Source organism: Alteromonas lipotrueae (genome assembly GCF_019249215.1).
Classification (GTDB): domain Bacteria; phylum Pseudomonadota; class Gammaproteobacteria; order Enterobacterales; family Alteromonadaceae; genus Alteromonas; species Alteromonas lipotrueae.
The window spans coordinates 152,529-170,390 of record NZ_JAESDI010000002.1 but is presented as its reverse complement, the minus strand read 5'-3'; the positions used below and the strand labels follow the sequence as shown (position 1 = coordinate 170,390).

At 40.5% G+C, this 17,862-nt stretch carries 16 protein-coding genes; 5 read left to right on the top strand and 11 right to left on the bottom strand.

Annotation, left to right across the window (positions count from 1 at the left end):
* Positions 1–365 precede the first annotated feature (365 nt).
* Positions 366–635 (top strand): hypothetical protein, encoded by a 270-nt coding sequence (locus tag JKP82_RS02520; RefSeq protein WP_218395719.1) that lies wholly within the window; start codon positions 366–368, stop codon positions 633–635.
* Between the two features lie 31 nt (positions 636–666).
* Here JKP82_RS02520 and JKP82_RS02515 read toward each other — a convergent pair whose 3' ends face one another.
* The 3 genes from JKP82_RS02515 to JKP82_RS02505 form a co-directional block, all read right to left on the bottom strand.
* Complete coding sequence (locus JKP82_RS02515; RefSeq protein ID WP_159528139.1) at positions 667–1,347, bottom strand: haloacid dehalogenase type II; 681 nt, start codon at positions 1,345–1,347, stop codon at positions 667–669.
* A 17-nt stretch (positions 1,348–1,364) separates the two neighbouring features.
* A complete protein-coding gene (htpX, locus tag JKP82_RS02510) occupies positions 1,365–2,249 on the bottom strand; it encodes a protease HtpX (RefSeq protein ID WP_159528141.1) in 885 nt (294 codons plus the stop codon).
* A 113-nt stretch (positions 2,250–2,362) separates the two neighbouring features.
* Positions 2,363–4,621 carry a TonB-dependent receptor gene (locus JKP82_RS02505; protein WP_159528143.1) on the bottom strand — a complete coding sequence of 753 codons (2,259 nt, stop codon included), beginning with the start codon at positions 4,619–4,621 and terminating at the stop codon, positions 2,363–2,365.
* 311 nt (positions 4,622–4,932) lie between these two features.
* Between JKP82_RS02505 and JKP82_RS02500 the strand changes: the two genes are divergently transcribed.
* The 3 genes from JKP82_RS02500 to treF all read left to right on the top strand — a co-directional run bounded on the left by JKP82_RS02500 (position 4,933) and on the right by treF (position 8,815).
* Positions 4,933–5,955 carry a LacI family DNA-binding transcriptional regulator gene (locus JKP82_RS02500; RefSeq protein WP_159528145.1) on the top strand — a complete coding sequence of 341 codons (1,023 nt, stop codon included), beginning with the start codon at positions 4,933–4,935 and terminating at the stop codon, positions 5,953–5,955.
* A gap of 111 nt (positions 5,956–6,066) precedes the next feature.
* The gene (locus JKP82_RS02495; protein ID WP_201299234.1) at positions 6,067–7,305 is read left to right on the top strand and encodes an MFS transporter; all 1,239 of its coding nucleotides are present in this window, start codon (positions 6,067–6,069) and stop codon (positions 7,303–7,305) included.
* A 1-nt stretch (position 7,306) separates the two neighbouring features.
* The gene (gene treF / locus JKP82_RS02490) at positions 7,307–8,815 is read left to right on the top strand and encodes an alpha,alpha-trehalase TreF (RefSeq protein WP_218395717.1); all 1,509 of its coding nucleotides are present in this window, start codon (positions 7,307–7,309) and stop codon (positions 8,813–8,815) included.
* Positions 8,816–8,960: 145 nt separating this feature from the next.
* On the opposite strand, the gene JKP82_RS02485 is transcribed toward treF, so the two are convergent.
* Positions 8,961–9,839: a DMT family transporter gene (locus JKP82_RS02485; protein ID WP_218395715.1), complete on the bottom strand. Its 879-nt coding sequence runs from the start codon at positions 9,837–9,839 to the stop codon at positions 8,961–8,963.
* Between the two features lie 209 nt (positions 9,840–10,048).
* Here JKP82_RS02485 and JKP82_RS02480 point away from each other — a divergent pair, with 209 nt between their 5' ends.
* Positions 10,049–10,585, top strand: a complete 537-nt coding sequence (locus JKP82_RS02480) for an HAD family hydrolase (RefSeq protein WP_218395713.1) — start codon at positions 10,049–10,051, stop codon at positions 10,583–10,585.
* Here the strand turns inward: JKP82_RS02480 and JKP82_RS02475 are convergent.
* The 7 genes from JKP82_RS02475 to JKP82_RS02445 form a co-directional block, all read right to left on the bottom strand.
* A complete protein-coding gene (locus JKP82_RS02475; protein WP_218395711.1) occupies positions 10,549–11,436 on the bottom strand; it encodes a hypothetical protein in 888 nt (295 codons plus the stop codon). The genes JKP82_RS02480 and JKP82_RS02475 overlap by 37 nt on opposite strands.
* A complete protein-coding gene (locus tag JKP82_RS02470; RefSeq protein WP_218395709.1) occupies positions 11,436–12,716 on the bottom strand; it encodes an AAA family ATPase in 1,281 nt (426 codons plus the stop codon). Before JKP82_RS02470 ends, JKP82_RS02475 begins: the two co-directional genes overlap by 1 nt.
* 120 nt (positions 12,717–12,836) lie before the next feature.
* Positions 12,837–13,013, bottom strand: coding sequence for a hypothetical protein (locus tag JKP82_RS02465; RefSeq protein ID WP_218395707.1), 177 nt, complete (start codon positions 13,011–13,013; stop codon positions 12,837–12,839).
* Positions 13,014–13,028: 15 nt separating this feature from the next.
* On the bottom strand, positions 13,029–13,637 hold the full coding sequence (locus tag JKP82_RS02460) for a hypothetical protein (RefSeq protein ID WP_258544318.1): 609 nt from the start codon (positions 13,635–13,637) through the stop codon (positions 13,029–13,031).
* 125 nt (positions 13,638–13,762) lie between these two features.
* Positions 13,763–14,344 carry a M23 family metallopeptidase gene (locus JKP82_RS02455; protein WP_218395705.1) on the bottom strand — a complete coding sequence of 194 codons (582 nt, stop codon included), beginning with the start codon at positions 14,342–14,344 and terminating at the stop codon, positions 13,763–13,765.
* Positions 14,345–14,635: 291 nt separating this feature from the next.
* A complete protein-coding gene (locus JKP82_RS02450; protein WP_309475312.1) occupies positions 14,636–15,352 on the bottom strand; it encodes a S1 family peptidase in 717 nt (238 codons plus the stop codon).
* 192 nt (positions 15,353–15,544) lie between these two features.
* Positions 15,545–17,680, bottom strand: coding sequence for a helix-turn-helix domain-containing protein (locus JKP82_RS02445; protein WP_218395703.1), 2,136 nt, complete (start codon positions 17,678–17,680; stop codon positions 15,545–15,547).
* Between the last annotated feature and the right edge of the window lie 182 nt (positions 17,681–17,862).

The window sequence follows — 17,862 nt, the reverse complement described above, 5'->3', positions numbered from 1 at the left end:
GTTAGCTGATTTAATTGATGTTTTAATGAAGCGGATCTGTTGTCACGATTACATTGCTGTTACAGAAAGCTGTTACTGTAACCTCAACTACGGAATGGTTATCGTGAATGCTTACAATAGGCCGATAACAATATAAGAAACATTAGCAACGCCCCTAAAAAATCATGAGAAATACGAATACATGATGGGGAAATAAAAGGCATGGGTCGTTACGGTATACCTGAATTTATTATCATTAGGTATAATTCCTAACACCTAAAAATAAGATCATAATTGCTATAGTTTCAAAACAAATCAAGGCATCACATAGCCTTCTCTACCGAAAACAAATGAGCTTGAACGATATCAGGCCGTTGGGGACATGTATGAAACAGCAAGCGCTAATCGCAATGGTATTATCATCCGCAGCATTTTCTTCTGCAGCCTTGGCAAATGGCGGGTTTCAACCAACCGCTAAAGCATGCGTGAATGTGGGTAAAGAAATTTCACGAGTGAGTGGTGAAATGGATGCAGCTAAATCGGGTATTCAAAAGTCTTGGTTAAAGCGACAGTTGGGCGCGCTAGAAACTAAGCGTTCAAACTGTTCATCAAAAGGGTTTAAAGGCAGACAATTAGTTGCTAAAACTGATAACTAAAGCCTGCTACACTTTATATATCAAGGGTGTTCTATGCACCCTTTTTCATTGCTTGCTCAAGCTCAGTTAAACTTTCCACAATCAAGTCGGGTGTAAGTCCTAACGGATACATTATCTTGCCAGGTCTGCTCACAAACGTGGTTTGCATACCAATAGCCTTCGCACCACTGACATCCCACCCATGTGCGGCTACCATCATGGCTCCTTTGGGCTCAACGCCAACTTCTTTACATGCCCAGCGGTATACTTCGGGGTAAGGCTTATACGTTTTAATTTGTTCCGTGCTGAGTACATGCGAAAAGCGTTCACAAATACCTGCAAATTCCAGCTGCGCTTTTAGCCCTTCAATAGAGGAGTTGGATAGCGCCACTAAGGGTACATTTAACGATTGCAGCTTTGAAAGTGTTGGCTTTACATCATCATGCGCAGGAAGCTTGGTAATGTGGCTTTTTATGGCGTTAAGGGCTTCATCTTCAGAAACCGTAAAACCTTTACTATGCGCCACCATCACCAAAGCAGCTGCTCCAATGTTGATAAAATCATGAAACTGGTTAGAAGCTATATCGACAAGGGAGTGATGTAAAAGGTTGGCAAACCACAAATCGACTAAGTCTTCATTGCCACCGAGTAATGGCGCTAAACCATGCTTCATTTCTGCCATATCAAGCAAGGTTTCGTTAATGTCGAAAAAAATCGCTTTAGGTGCTGTCATGCTAGTAACTCCCTTTATTATTGCGCTTTCGCGCGACGTCTAAGCACATCTATACGCTTATCTAAGGGCGGGTGGCTCATAAATAATTCTGAAAATGCTGACTTACCCGAAATGCCAAAGGCCATCATGGTGCCATCTAACTGACTTTCACTGTTTGATTTTAAGCGCGTTAACGCCGCTATCATTTTTTGTCTGCCCACTAATTTGGCTGAACCTGCATCGGCCCGGTACTCACGTTGACGGGAAAACCACATCACAATAATGCTAGCCAAAATACCAAACAGCATTTCTAGTACAAACACAATGCCATAGTAAGCAAAGCCGCCTAATGCACTGCTTCCGTTATTACTGCCACGAGCAGCATTAGAAATAGCGCCTGCAATTACGCGCGCTAAAAAGATAACGAAGGTATTCACAACCCCTTGAATTAATGTAAGGGTAACCATGTCGCCATTGGCAATGTGAGATATTTCATGAGCAAGCACCGCTTCCGCTTCATCTTCGCTCATACCATTTAATAAGCCACTGCTTACAGCAACTAAGGCATTGTTCTTATTCATGCCGGTCGCAAAGGCGTTTATTTCAGGTGAGTCGTAAATAGCCACCTCGGGCATGCCAATACCCGCTTTTTTAGCTTGGGCAGATACCATATTAATTAACCAGTGTTCAGTGGGGGTGGTGGGGTTATCAATCACTTGGGCTCCCGTACTTCGTTTGGCAATCCATTTCGACATGGCTAATGAAATAAGCGCACCGCCAAAACCAAAAACCGCAGAGAAAACTAATAGCCCAGTCATACTGCGGTTATCAATACCAAAAGCAGCAAACACAATATTCAGCACAATACCTAGCACTAACACCACGGCTAAGTTGGTAACAAGGAACAAGAAAACCCGTTTCATATAATGTCTCTATCTTGAGGTAAAAGGCTAAGGTAAAATTTACGATAAAAGCTATAGCAAAAAGCCGATGATAAATATCATCGGCTTTGGTTTAGTAGCTTATATCCTGTTAATTAAAAGAACAGGTAAGACACACTCAGTTTCATACTTCTTGGCATGATATAGCGCCCGTTAGGTGAATCAGGGTTTCTAGGATCGCCTTCGGTTATACCTTGTTCGTCTGTTAGGTTGTCGATAGACAATTGAACACGGAGGGCATCGGTAGGCTCAAGTGTCATGCCCACATCAACTTTTTCATACCCTTCTAAGACTACCGTGTTTTCGTTGTCACCAAAGCGATCGTCTACGGCTGAAAAAGTACCGTAAACTGTGGCATACATGTCACCCACATCGAAACCATAGCTTGGGGTCATACGTACTTGCCAGCCAGGCTGACGCTGCGCTTCATTACCTTCATTGGTAGCACTTGCTGTAATTTCGGTTTCTTGAAACGTTGCATTTAAACTAAGTGAAAAACCAGAATCGTGGCTGTACTTTCCGTCAAACTCAATACCGTAAGCTTCATTCGTTAAAATTTCAGCCGGTGCACCTGGACGACGTACAAAAGTATCGCCTTGCACTTCGTTGGCAAACGCAGTGGCAAAAAATTGAATGTCGTCATTCATGAATTTATAGCCAAGCTCGCCCTGAGTAACTTCTTTAATTAAGTCATTACCGCCAGTATAAGCGCCCCAGTTATCACGAAAGTCATCAAAATAAGGCATTTTGTAGCCACGGTTCATACGTACGAACACACCGCTAAAATCATTAAGTGCGTAGTTAGCGCCTAATGTCCAAGATGTCTTGTTTTCGTCATACTCTAATGCTTTGGTTATTACGCCATCTAGACCCTCATCTACTGAGTAGCTTACTTCATGGTTTTCACGACGTAGCCCTAAATCGATGCTTAAATCTTCAGTGGCATACCATGTGCTTGTGGCATACAGTGCGAATGTGCTGGCATCGCCTACCGAGTTTATATCGTAGCCCCAACCACAGCCTTCTTCGCTGCTATTGCAAGCTATGCCGTCTAGCATTTCGCCACCAGGCACTAATACATAGTAGGCTTGGTTTCCAATGCTCCACCAGTCTTCTGCTTTAGTGGTCGCGCTATAAATACCAAAAGAGGTATCGAAGTTGTCCCACGATTTAGATACGGCCAAGTCGTTAGTGAATGACTCAACGTCTTTCAGTACAACCCAACGGCCAATTTGTTGAATAGGGGTATCGGCATCGTAGGTGTTTCCGGTTACTGCACCCGTCGCGCTTTCGCCGTTATCAGCTACATCGGCAACAGTAACAGCAGAGCCATCTGGCACTAAACCAAAGGTGTTAGCTTCGCCTTTAGTCAGGTTAAAACGGTCAACCAAATGCCAGCCGCCACCTAGCTCAAGCTTTAAGCTACCCCCGCTCACATGACCATCCCAGCCGCGACCGTCGCCAAAGTCGAAAGACTCAGCGGTATTATCTGGGCCATAGTTTATAGTGGCTTGACGATTCAACGGGCCTATTTGGGTGTAGTTTGCATCAATGCCTTCTACATTCAACGGCGTAGGTAAATACCATGTACCATGATCGTCAGTTTGACGGGTATAAAGGTTTAACTCACCTTTATCAAAAATTTTGGTTAGGTTAACAGTGAATTGGTTGCCCTCTTCAGAGCTAAACCCAGCATCGCGAATACCATCAGAGCTTTTTACGTAACCGCCTACCATGTAGTAAAGGTCGTCGGCTAGTGCACCGCTAAGTACAAGATCAACGCGATTCAAACCATAATCAGATACCGTATATTTTACGCTGGCTTCAGAATCTTCACCGCCGCGTTTTAAGCGAAAGTTGGTGGTTAAACCGGGCTGCCCGTTACTCACTACCGGGTTAGGACCACCCCGTAAGCCTTCTACCATTTCAATAGTGTCGTCTATTCTAAACATCTGAGAGTTTTCTAGGAACGACAATGTTGAAGCGGGATAGATAGGTGAACCTTCTAACGCAATGGTAAGGAAAGGTGCATCACCGCCACCTGGAAATCCTCGAACAAATACGTTTGCACCCGACTCGCCGCCAGAGCTTTCTACCCAAACCCCTGGAATGGCCTTAAATAAGTCAGCAGTAGATTTAGGGGCAAATTTTTCAATGTCGCTGGCATCAATATTGGTGACAGCAAAGCTTGCATCTATTTTTCTTATTCCTGCGCCGCCTGGCGTTCCACTCACTACAATAACTTCAGTATTTTCTGCGGTAGCCTGTTTTGTTTCTTCTTGTGCAAAGGCCGTTTGGGTTAACGCTAAAGAAATTGCAGTGGCTAGCATTCCTTTTGTGAACAACGTTTTCATGGTGTGTGCTCCTGAAAATAATTTTTGGGCGTTGTTAACCGAATGCGTGAAACAGGTTAAAAAAATGTCACTCGCTTCGGGAATGAGCAACAAAATAGATCTCTTTGCAAACGATTGCAAGAGTAAAATACAATCGATTGCAAAATATTTGTTTAAGCGTGTTAACATTTGTTGGCATGCAAGTTTGATGATGATGTTTGGTATGGCTAAACAATTAACTTGAGATACAGGAACTTAGGATGCCTTGCGTTGAGCATAGGCTTTTCAGGTATTTCTCGGTATAGTTTGAAAAAAAGAGAGAGCTAAATAATTTGAGTTCAGAAACAAAATTAACGTTAGCAAAGCTAGCAAAGTTAGCAGGGGTTTCTACCTCTACAGCTTCAAGAGCGTTAAAAGACAATCCGCTGATAAAGCAGGAAACGCGACGTAAAGTGCAGGCTTTGGCAAAGGAGCACAATTACAGTGTTAATGCGGCTGCTAGCAGGCTACGTACGCAAAAAACGCATGTTATCGCGGTAATTTTAAACTTAATTGATCATACCGAGCAAAGCACCACCGATCCTTTCTTGCTGAAGTTGGTGGGGGAGTTAAACCAAGCGCTTAACGCTAAAGGCTACGAGTTGCTGCTATCGAATTCCTTCATGGCATCTGACGATTGGGCTAACTACTTTATTCACAGCCAGCGCGCCGATGGAATGATTGTAATTGGGCAGGGAAAGTCGACTAAGAAAATTGACCGCGCCGCAGAAGCTGGTGTACCCCTTGTAGTATGGGGCGATCCAAAAAGCGAAGCTAACTATCCTATTGTTGGCGGAGACAATTACCAAGGTGGGTTCGATGCTACTACTCACTTGCTGCAAAAAGGCGCTAAACGCGTATTGTTCTTAGGTGATGCAGAGCATGCCGAGATGCAAGAGCGTTATAAGGGCTATTTACAAGCGCATCAGAATGCCAATATTTCAGTAAGTAGCGACTGTACCTGCACTATCGATATAACCTCAAAAGCGGCATACGAGTATATAAATCAGAGGGTGAAAGCGAATGGCTTAGATTTCGACGGCATTGTGTGTTCAAGCGACATGGTGGCGCTTGGTGCACTTAAAGCGTTGAAAGAGCGCTACGTGGGTATTCCAAGCGATGTAGGTATTGTTGGTTACGACGATATTTCGCTAGCTGAACTTATGCATCCGGCTTTAACAACCATTCGCCAAAACACCCAGCAAGCCGCGTCAGCCATGGTAGATCAATTGCTTCGTCAGTTTGAAGGCCAAGAAACAGCTAGTTACGTGGTAGATACCCAACTGGTGGTTCGCCGTTCCAGTAAACACGATTAATGTACGTAAAAATGATTAGGGAAGAGAAAATAAAAGGTTAATGCAAACGTTTGCATTTTTGTTTTTATCCGTCTACACTCCGGCTTAATTTAGTTAACAGAGTGTTTACACATGTCCAGATTGTTGATTATCGCTGCAATAGCCGTTAGCTATTATGTGTTTGCCATACTGCTAAACAGTGTGGGCACGGTTATTTTACAATCGATAAACAGTTTCGACGTGTCGAAACCAGAAGCCAGCACCCTAGAAGGGTTTAAAGACTTATCCATCGCGCTAGTATCCTTTCTTGTCGCTAGCTTTATTCCTCGTATCGGCTATAAAATTTCTATGCTATTTGGCCTAATTCTGGTGGCCACGCTATGTGCTATTACGCCTAGTATTGGCAGCTTCTGGGTTATAAAACTCTTGTTCGCAGGTATAGGCACAGCCTTTGCGTTAGTGAAAGTGTCGGTATACGCCATTATTGGGCAACTCTCTTCCAGCACCAAAGCACATAGCTCGTTGATGAATACCGTTGAAGGTATTTTCATGTTGGGTGTACTGTCTGGTTATTGGGTATTTGCAGCCTTTATTGATCCCACCAACGAAGCGTCTCTTTCATGGCTGAACGTGTATTACCTTATTGCCGCTCTAGTTGCCGTAACGATTTTATTGGTGCTAGCCGCGCCGATTCAAAAACCAGAAGTAAACAGGGAAACTGGGGTAGGCAGTGCGTTTATCGACATGCTTAAGCTAGCCTATAAACCCTTAGTGCTCATCTTTATTCTTTCGGTGTTCCTCTACGTTCTAATTGAGCAGGGGATAGGGTCTTGGTTGCCGACTTTTAACCGAGAAGTACTGGGTTTACCTACCCAAGTGAGTATTCAAATTACCAGTATTTTCGCCGTAGCGCTTGCCGTTGGCCGCTTATTGGCAGGGGTAGTGCTAGCAAGAGTGAGTTGGTATCCCTTCATGAATGCCTGCCTAGTAGGTATGGCCGCCGTCATGTTATTGAGTTTGCCTTTAGCCGAAAAGGTAGACGAGAACCTCGTTGCTAGCTGGGTAGACGCGCCAATAGCGGCGTACTTAATCCCGCTTATTGGGTTAATGATGGCACCTATTTACCCTGTTATTAATTCTGTGATGTTAAGTGCGTTGCCCAAGGTGCAACACGCCCCTATGACAGGCCTAATAGTGGTGTTCTCCGCGCTTGGCGGAACTACAGGTTCTATTATTACCGGCTATGTATTTGAAGCAATGGGCGGGCAACAAGCCTTTTACTTATCGCTTATTCCCATAGGTGCACTACTTGTCACTCTGTTCTTTTTTAAACGAGCAACCTCTTCAATAGTGTTAAAGGATACCGCGTAACATGGCATTAACTACAAGTGGCTGGCGCACCTGCTTACCATTTTTTCAAAGCAATTTGTTTAAAGATGTGCAAAACGCGGCCTTGTTTGAAGACAGTAAGACCTTTGCCGATGCCATTGTACTAAGTGATTGGCAGAACGTAATAAGCCAATACGAGCAGCAGAAAAATAACGAAGGCTTTAGTTTATCGTCGTTCGTTGAAACATATTTTAACATACCGGACATGGTGGCAAGCAGCACAGATTTAACATTCAGTGCTGTACCAGACTATGTGCAACATATGTGGGATGTACTTACCCGTACACCAGATGCAGAAAATATAGATAGCCTTATTAGTCTATCGCGCCCGTACATAGTACCAGGCGGCAGATTCAGAGAAATATATTACTGGGATAGCTACTTTACCGCCTTAGGCTTAATCGATTCTGGTAAGGCCAACATGGCAGTCAACATGTTGGAAAATTTCTTAGATATACTGGATGAAGTAGGCTGTATTCCAAACGGAAATCGAGCCTATTATTACACCCGAAGCCAGCCGCCCGTGCTGGCGTTAATGTTCGCATTAGTAGAAAAAAAATTAACCAATACCCAGCGCCAACGCGCTATTGCCGGTATTGAAAAAGAATATGCATTTTGGATGAACGGCGCCAATAACTTAAGTAGCGCACAAGCGGTTAGCCACGCCTGCGATCATCTCGTTCGCATGCCAAACGGTGCATTACTTAACCGGTATTACGATAGCGAAGCCTCACCACGACCAGAATCGTACAGAGAAGATATTGAAACGGCAGAACTCGTAGGCGCAAAGTCAGTAGAATTTTACCGCCATATAAGGGCGGCGTGTGAATCAGGGTGGGATTTCAGTTCCCGTTGGCTTGCTGATGAAAGTGCCTTGTGTAGCATTCGTACAACTGAAATAGTCCCCATTGATTTGAACGCACTGCTGTATTTTGTAGAAAGTACATTGGCGCGGGTTAGCACCGAAGCCAGCAAATACCGTGAGGCCGCTGTTAACCGAAAGCAGGCAATAAATACCTATTTGTGGAATGAAGACAAAGCCTGTTTTTACGATTACCATTACCCCAGTAATACGCAAACTACCGTGCTTTCAGCGGCGGCAACCGTACCTTTGTTCGTAGAACTTGCCACCGATGCACAGGCTGTTGGGGTAAATGTTGCCCTTCAAACGCACTTGTTAGCACCCGGCGGAATAGTGACCACAGCAAATACCACTACTCAACAATGGGATTCACCCAATGGGTGGGCGCCTCTGCAATGGTTTGCGGTGAAAGGGCTATTAAATTATGGTTTTAGTGATGAAGCGAGCGACATTATTAATCGCTTTACGCAAACCATTGAAGATCATTTTGCGCGAACCGGCGTAATGCTAGAAAAGTACAACGTGTGCGAGCCTGACAAAACGGCAAGTGGCGGGGAGTACGAAGTTCAGCTAGGGTTTGGTTGGACGAACGGCGTTTATACACGCTTTAAAACCATGCAAGGTGAATGAGAAGCCGCTAGCGCCCAAACCTTTACCTTTGAGTTATGAAGCAGTGTTAGCGGCGCTAGTCGCAGTTTACATCTAGCGCTGACTGTAAAGGCGCTGGCTCCAAAAAGCATTAGCTATACACTGAATGCGAAAACGCCTTCTTGTACTACAAGGGTGTACCGAAGCTAACCAAAATACCCACACCCACCAACGCAATTACCGACCATATCAGCGTAGCCTTCGTGGCTTTTTCGCCCATAACCCAAGCAACGCCTAGCGACATTAACGCGCTGGTGGCGATTAAGGTTTGCACCACGGCAGCTTTAGCATAAGCAAAGGCAAACATTTGAAGGTAAATAGCGGCGGTAGTGCCTAATAAGGTGGCAAGCACAAACGCAGGCCAAACCCGTTGATTGGTTGCTAATACTGGCATCCATTTAGTGCGGGTAATCACAATAAAGGGTACGACAAAAACCATACCGCCTACCAAGCGCAAGAAAGCTGCACTGGCGGCGTCTATATCACCACTACCTAGAATGTCGCGGCTAACCACAGCGCCTATAGCTTGACACAATGCTGCCCCCACGCCATACATATAGCCTGAGGTTGCGAATACGTGCGTGGTATTTCGCTTGCGGGCTTTTATCACCATGTCTACCGACAATAACACTACTGCAATACCTACCCACTGCTGCCAGGTTATCCATTCACCAATAAACGCCATGGCAAAAAGGGCAGTAAATAAAGGCGCTAAGGTTTCGGCCACTAGTACCGCTTGGCTATCGCCAATAGATTTCAACGCTTTAAAAAAGCAGGTGTCGCCAATACCAATGCCAATAAAGCCGCTAAGTAGCAGCCAAAGTACAGCGTTGGTTTCATAAGCACTTGGCTGCACTACCGCAATAACCGCAGCCAAAATAGCAATAGAGATAAGGCCCTTCCAAAAATTCATGGTAAGGGGAGAAAACGCGTTGCCTGTTCCCTTAAACAAACGGGCGGCTATTGCCCAACAAAGTGCCGTACCTAGTGCTGCGAATACGCCCATTAGTAACCTATAGAATGTGAAGCTTAGAAAAAAGAGCGGCTATGCTAAATGAAAGTGAATGCGTATGTTAGTAGATATTAAAGATTCCGAGTACAGAAAATAAGTTAACTAACTAAAAGTTAACGGAAACACAGCCAAGTTTGTGGCAACGTTATAGCACAAGGGCAAATAGCCTTACCTACCTTAAACGTAATTAAAGAGTATAAAGAATGGATTTAAGCGGTATTAAAGGTGTTATTTTCGATTTAGATGGCACTTTGGTTGAGTCTAGCCTTAACTTTTCGCGCATGAGAACCGATATAGGTTGCCCGCAAGATGAAGACATTCTTACATTTATAGACAATATGGTGTGTGAACAAGAAAAGCAGAACGCCAACCACGCCATATTGCAACACGAACTAACCGACGCACAAAACGCGAAATGGCTACCCCTTGGTAAGCAAATGGTAGATAAGGTTTTAGAGAATAACTTGCCCATAGCTATTGTTACACGCAACTGCCGAGAAGCCACGGCCATTAAAATAGCCAACAACCGCATACCCATTGAGTTTGTACTTACCCGAGAAGATGCACCCGCCAAGCCCGACCCCACAGCATTATTACACATAGCCCAACACTGGCAGCTACAACCCGAAGACTGCCTGTATGTGGGTGACTTTATTTACGACCAATTAGCCGCCGAAAATGCCGGTATGCGGTGCTTGTTAGCTTACGCTGATACCAACTTACCTATTAATTCACTATAATATGGGACAGCTTCACTTTGGTGCTTCAATCGAAATCTATCAATCATATTTGCCTCAATAATTTGTTTAGGTATCGATTTATAATCGGAATATTTTTTACAAATAAAGTTAATTATGTTCAAAGATAAGGAACATAACAATTTACCGTAATTATTCATTATGGGGCAAATATTAGATAGGTTAACCTCACTACTAACGGGGCGGGTTAGATCAGCTTTTTTCTGCTTAATAAAAGATGCTATCTGTTTTTTATCTATATATGCTGAATTTTTTGGATTGAAAAAACGCTCACCGTTCACTTCTGTTAAAAACTTTTTATTTTGATCCCTAAAAATTAAATCCAATTTTAAAAGACGTGAGCCAATACTTACATATTTATTATAAGAATCTCTAATCAACTCGCTTATTTCTTCTGGAAGATCTTGCTCCAAAATCATTGATTTAATTTGCTCTGTGGTAAATTGCTCTACGTAAACATCATTCTCCCAGCTATAACCTTTGGTATATAAAATAAACGGAGAATCATATAATTCACTATTAGGGCACAAGCCATCTAAATCCCTGTCCCTTGCTACTATTGTATTGTTTATTTGACCCGCAATAATTTTTTCGCATATTGATTTCGAAGCAGTTTTTGATCCTAACGCTCTAAAGTGAACTTTCTTATTAAAGGTACTATTTTCAAATATAGCGCTCCAAAATTTAATATCTGTAGACTTATTGCTATACTGGCCTTGTTCAACTTCTTCGGTACTAAAGGACTTATTACCACCCTCGGTATAGATAATTACTTCCGAACTATAGAATAATGCTAAGTTGGACATCCCTGAATTTGTTCTAGTAAATGACATTAAAACATCGACTCCATATCAAAAACTTTATCCGAAAATACACTGACTACATCAGGAGAGTGTGTTGCAAATATAATTTGTGAATTGGGGTTTATTGCTCGCAGATTTTCAACCAAACTTTCTTGCCACCTTACATGCAAAGATAATTCAGGTTCATCAGCAATATAGACCCAAGGTTGTTTTTCTTGGAGTAAAGCTTCTCCAAGTACGATAAGTAGTTGCTTTTCACCAGAAGATAATCGGTGAATAGGTAAATTTTTTCCAGATTGAGTCGTGATCTGAAGTTCATTCTGTGAATTAATAGAGAACTCTTTTCTCTGCATCATTGAATTAATTATTTTTAAGAAAGTATCTCTTGGTTCAAAGATTATCTTTCTTTTATCTATAGATTTATTCCATTCATCAACAATATAATCAATTCTTTCGGTTCCAATAAGTACTGATATATCAGTTGTATTTAAATTTAGATCTTTTTCTTGGAGCTTATCTTTTGCTCTAGCTAACGCTTCAAAATGCCCATCAAGTTTACTTTTAAATTCTTTAGGCTTTACTTTAAACTGATCAAATATACCCTCTAACGATTTCTTTTCATCATCTAGGTCGATTTCTTTAGCTGCAGAGAAAAATGGTTTACTAGTTTTTCGATACAGCATAGAGAGGAACACTTCTTTTTGAAAGCTTTCAAACTGTTCAGATCCCCTTTTACCAAGGGTAGAGAAATATCTAACTAATCTGTTAGAAAGCTCTTTAAGTTTACGATCGACACTTGAAATTTGTTCTGATTCATCAGGGTCATAATGATCATTGCTAGCTCGGTTTACAGAAAGCCAACTTACATTTGTTAACTTATCAAGAGAGTTTGATACTGTACGTCCTTGCCTTCTATATAACTCTCTTTCTACTATATGCCTTGGATATCTCCTAATCATCATTTGCTCTTCGTAATCATCAAGCGATAGCACTAATGGCTTTTCGCTAGCTGACTCTCTTATTTCATAAACTATCGAAGAAAAAGGTCTGTTGTCATCCGCCTGTTTATTTATTATTACAGAAGGTTTTTTTCTACTAGATATAGACTTTAATTTGATGACTATTTTTGAAAACTCAAGCCTATCTAATTCGTGAAAGTTTGCTGTTAAAGCTGCTACCACAATATTTACAGCTGTGGTTTTTCCTGAACCATTTATACCAATAATAAAGTTAACATCATCATTGAAATTAAACTCAAGAGCTCTTTCACCCCAAAACCCTTCTACTTTTACACTTTCTATATAATTCATCGATTATTCCAATTTGAAAGTAAGCTAACGCCGCGCTAAGCGGAAAATAATGGTTGGCTATAATCGCGAAGCGATGGCCAACTGTTATTTTTCAGTTTAAGCAACTTGTTATATTTTTTATTACTCTGCTTCAGTGAATGCGTAATCCACACCACCATTCCAACGCTCAAGCTCATTGCCGCATTTGCAATTAAAGCGGCCTTTCTCTCTCACTGGTTGCTCGTATTTAGTTACATTATATTTTTTGCCACACTTATCACACTCTTGTACGTATTTTGTAGTGTCCCAAGTCGCCATAAATTACTCCTTTATTTATTTGCTGCGTACTTTGTCTTTAAAAAAATTCTCAACATGCTCTACAGCATGTTTTATTTTTAATGTAAATTCATCATCTTCAGAGGTGTAGTACACGATTTTATCATTTTCTATTCTACGTTCAGCACTATTATCCACGGTGGCACCTGGGCCGGCATATGCACCCTTCATCCAGAAGTGAAGCCAAATACCACCTCTTAATTTTCCAATAATATCTCTGATTTCATTAAAACTTTCAGCTGCGGCGTTATCCCAAATAACCTTAGATTCAAGTTTTATAGTTTGTAATTCAGCCCATTTATTTTCTAAAATGACGAAGCGATCTGCATATATTTGTTGTTCGGCTTCTAGACGACGACCAGACTCAACTTCGTCTTTTGGAAGGTGTAACATGGGATTTCGTACACCTTGGATGGCTTGCTCAATTTCATATGTAAGTAATATTGCTTTTTTAGCTACTTCATATTCACTTGTGCCTTTCAATTGTCTGCGCCAAGTGGTTAATCCGATTGCACCAATAACAATCGCTGAGATTGTTCCAATAATCGTAAACACATCCTTAGTTATTGCCCAGTCAATTTTTGAAATAGTTAGACAAATACTCACAGACTCTCCATAAAATATAACTTTTGAATAAGGGGCGATAACGCGTAGGGCATAATAGCGAAGCGGCCCTGCGTGTTAGCGTCCCAGTGGGCTTTAGCCCACGACTTTATTTGTTTCTTATGCACTTACTCGCGGTCAATCAATGCCAATGTACTTTGATCAAACTGAATTTGAATAGGTTTGCCTTCTTCATCCCATGCTCCAATATGAATATGGGGGTTTCGGCTGTAACCATTATTTCCGACTTTCGCAACGACAGCACCGCGTTTGACTGTTTCACCTTCCTTTACAGCTACCTCTCGAACATGGGCTAGTAAGACCGATAATCCTTCTTTAGTTTTGAAAGTTATAGAGCTTGCTCTTCCTGGGGTCATTACGCCTGGTTGATTCGTAATTGGATTTATTTGGATTGTTGTAACTGTGCAATCACATGGTGCTAGCACATTCTTCTTAAAACCAAACCAATCTTCATTTTTAAAGCCATTGTTTGTGAAGGAACGCTGAAATAGTCTTTTATCATCTTCATACCACCCCCCAATAACACAGTCTGTTCCTAGAGCATCACCAACATATTTAAACTGGCCATCCCAATGCTCAGTACATGCGAATGTTTCTTTGTGGATCGCGTGAATTTTTATTGATGTTCCCGCATATGAATTGAAGGTAAATAAAATCACAAGCAGTAGTAACTTAGCTTTGATACTCATTTGTCTCATCCTTAAGTGCATAACAGCTTATTATATGGAAAAAATCCTTTATACAAGCTGGAGTCTTTCCGTACATCATGTTCCTAATTCACAAACTTTCGCACGAAAACACTCTGTTATCAATCAACTACAATCTAACATTTAAAAAGTGCCCCCACATTCTGGAATAATTCCTTTTTATTTTTAATCATCCCAAAAACTAGACTAACTGTATAAATCAGCAGTCTAGCGACTAAGACAGGCACAAAATGTATATTTTTGTACACAAAGGTGCCTGTCTTGTTTAGTCAGTTATACCGCCTTTTGACTGAGAACCAAAAGAGCTGTCAAGCTTATACAAATTGTGGACCCCGATGGAACTGATAAGTTGGGGTCTTCTAACTGCGATGCTGAAGTAATTGCTCTCTGAGTTATTAGACCTACAACTTCACCATTCGGGTTTACTACTGGGCCGCCACTTGCACCAGAATGCATGCCATTATCAAGATAAAAAACATCACAATTAATAGTTTGACTGGGATTACTCGCCTGAATACGTCGAATGTTACCAACAACAGCCCTTTTAATTAATGGTCCTGTCATATCTGCCATATATCCTTTTTGCATTGAATCTAGAAACTCAGACACGCCAACAAAATCTTTTTTAAGGATCTTATCTATTTGAAAGGGTAAAATTAATTCATCAGGAAAACCAGCCATGAAAACTTCATCACCTAGTTCAGGTGAATTAGCATTGACAACAAGGTGGGGTAAACTTACTTCAGATTGCTTTGGCACAAGGATCGCAACATCTATCTGAATATCATCCGAAAATACATCAACATTTATTGTGATTGCACATAAACTAACTTTATATTCAAGAAGCGGTGAACTTGGAAATTTAGCAAAAATTCTAATTCCCGGTTCAGCAACATCTTCAGAACGGATGGGCATTCTTCCAGTAACAACATGCGCAGCGGTTAAAACCGATCCATTAGCTAAAAAACAAAAACCACTTCCTTCGCTGATCTTTTCATCATTTAAATAAACGGTAACAACGCAACAAGCTTTAGATATAGAGTTGTATAATTTTTACGCATTGCGATCCTTGGCTTTATAAAGCCCACTTAAGCGGACAAAAATTGTTGGTTAAAATGTGAAGCAAAGCGGAATCTAACCAACAAATTTTGTCCGCTTAAATGCTTGTTATGTGCATTTTTACTAGTGTTGAAAATATTCAGACAATGCTTTTTCTGAAATAGAATACCTTAATAAGGGTTCGCTTCTATCACGATTTATAAGCCCTTTTTCTTCATCTAATTTTTTTGCTCTACTTGCTATTAAATAAGATGAAATATCAAGTTCTTCCGATAGATCCCTAGCATACATCTTTTTATTGCTGCTATTTAGCTCATGCATTAATCCAAGCTCAATTGGAGGAAGTAACTTTGTTTTATCTATCTTATCTAATTCTTCCTTAATGCCATCCGATACGGATTTTACTTTAACTTCGCATTGGCATTCGTTACAACGCATTTTATTAAATTCCAAAAAAGGAAGCTGGTCATAAGGATAAGATTTACTACAATCTGGATTGATGCATTGTATGTGTTTTGATTTACGTAAAAAGTCTTCAAAAATCCCATCAAAACTGAATGGCCTTGCGATGAAATATTTTCTGTAATCACTACCTGTTGGCTTACCCCACCTCATATTTTCAAGTAAAGTTAACCCGTAATTTAGGCAATAGACAGAAACTTTTTTTCCATCTCGATCACTCATTTCTGAGTATTTTGAAAGAAAGAAATTAAGCTCCAATGTCCTAACGAACTTTTCTAAGCTCGGTGAAAAAACAAAATGACTTGTAAATGGGTTTGTTTTATCAGATTGATAAACTGCTCCCTTTAAATCACCTGTGGTAATTTGTTTTCTAATACCTTTTAATTGATTTACAAATACATTTAACAACTCTCTTTGCTGTAATTCTGATACTTTTTCATCAAATGAAAGTAAGCTATTTGTGGTCATATCGAAAAATGAAGATATGACTTTTTCATAATACTTTTGTGCAGCACTCTCTATCGCTGACTTGTTAATTTTTTTACCAATAGAAATGTGCGTTTGATGGCAATAAAAAAGAATATATCCAATAATTCGGGGGACATTCATAGAGCTTTTAAAAATCAACTCCATGTAATCATCGATAGTATTTGAAGAGTTCACATCAAAGAAATCATCTATTGATTGCGTGCTGAAATATTTTATTCTTGTATTGATTAATCTTTTAGTGAAATCTAAAGATAGAGACTCCATTGTGTTTTTGTCGTAATTTGAATATAAATTGTAGAAATCCAAGTCAATAATATCAATTTTACCTTTATCAATATCACCATAATGAATTCGATTAGGATATGCAGCAACCTTAAAGCATATAAATTCATCACCCCAGTTATTTAAGGGGGCGAGAACGACATCAACGAAGTTTTTAATAGTAGTTTCATCAACTTCTGAGAAATCATCTAGAAACACAACTAATTTTTTAACTTTCAATATTGCGAGAATTTCTTTAACTTCATCTATCACATCTTTAATCTGAAAAACTTTTAACAAAGCACCAGAGAACTGCTTCTCCCATGATTCAATTTTTTTATTCTTATCAGATTTTGTTAAAGAAGTTCCTTTTTTAACACCTACACTTGGACCTTTGCTATTTAAACCCACGTTTAAATTTTCATTATTGCTGTTCGACTTAGCAACTTCTAATTCTTCAGCTCCAGAAATTGTTGTGACATATTCATTAATAACAGGTAATTCAATAGACTTTAAATGCTCATTGTTATCAATTTTATTTCGCAGCTTATCAATAGAGTCTTTTACTTTTTCAGCTTTACTTACCCCCAACAGTTTAGCTGCCTGAGCTAAAAATGACCCAGCCTTAACATCTAATTCTTTTACAATAGATTTTAATATATTCTGAATAAATGATCTTTCTACAAGATATTTCCCAAGAACTTCGTCGGGTATTCTTCCTTTTAAATAATCTAAATTTTGATAGTCACTTTTCGTGCTTTCAAAAACGGTTTTAGTGTCAATATAGCAAGGAAGGTAGTCACTCTTCTTCCTGTACTCACTTTCAAGTCGTAAAATTATTGTAGACTTACCAGTACCTTTCCGACCTACTAAAAAAGTAGTGTTATCAGAAAGCATCATTTTATAAACCTGATTTTCAGGCAGCAAATCAGTATAGAGTGTATCAATCAAAGATCGTTCTTGAGCATCCTTAATTTCTGCACGCTTGAATCTTTTCAAGGAGTCTGCTGCTTTATAGAACTCATCCCTATTTTTTTCAGTTAACATACCTTTAAACTCCTAATTCTATATTAGTAAACAAACTCTGTGCACATAACGCTTAACATATGGGGCGCAAGCTTGTTGGCTATACTTGCAAAGAATGAGCTGAGCCAATGAGTTTGCGTCCCAATGAGATAATTGGACTCCCCAACCTAATAGGTTGGTCTAACATTTACGTTGTCACACAC

Coding starts and splice junctions, on each gene's coding strand:
- JKP82_RS02520 (WP_218395719.1), top strand. CDS start 366: ATGAAACAGCAAGCGCTAATCGCAATGGTATTATCATCCGCAGCATTT.
- JKP82_RS02515 (WP_159528139.1), bottom strand. CDS start 1,347: ATGACAGCACCTAAAGCGATTTTTTTCGACATTAACGAAACCTTGCTT.
- htpX (WP_159528141.1), bottom strand. CDS start 2,249: ATGAAACGGGTTTTCTTGTTCCTTGTTACCAACTTAGCCGTGGTGTTA.
- JKP82_RS02505 (WP_159528143.1), bottom strand. CDS start 4,621: ATGAAAACGTTGTTCACAAAAGGAATGCTAGCCACTGCAATTTCTTTA.
- JKP82_RS02495 (WP_201299234.1), top strand. CDS start 6,067: ATGTCCAGATTGTTGATTATCGCTGCAATAGCCGTTAGCTATTATGTG.
- treF (WP_218395717.1), top strand. CDS start 7,307: ATGGCATTAACTACAAGTGGCTGGCGCACCTGCTTACCATTTTTTCAA.
- JKP82_RS02485 (WP_218395715.1), bottom strand. CDS start 9,839: ATGGGCGTATTCGCAGCACTAGGTACGGCACTTTGTTGGGCAATAGCC.
- JKP82_RS02480 (WP_218395713.1), top strand. CDS start 10,049: ATGGATTTAAGCGGTATTAAAGGTGTTATTTTCGATTTAGATGGCACT.
- JKP82_RS02475 (WP_218395711.1), bottom strand. CDS start 11,436: ATGTCATTTACTAGAACAAATTCAGGGATGTCCAACTTAGCATTATTC.
- JKP82_RS02470 (WP_218395709.1), bottom strand. CDS start 12,716: ATGAATTATATAGAAAGTGTAAAAGTAGAAGGGTTTTGGGGTGAAAGA.
- JKP82_RS02465 (WP_218395707.1), bottom strand. CDS start 13,013: ATGGCGACTTGGGACACTACAAAATACGTACAAGAGTGTGATAAGTGT.
- JKP82_RS02455 (WP_218395705.1), bottom strand. CDS start 14,344: ATGAGTATCAAAGCTAAGTTACTACTGCTTGTGATTTTATTTACCTTC.
- JKP82_RS02445 (WP_218395703.1), bottom strand. CDS start 17,680: ATGTTAACTGAAAAAAATAGGGATGAGTTCTATAAAGCAGCAGACTCC.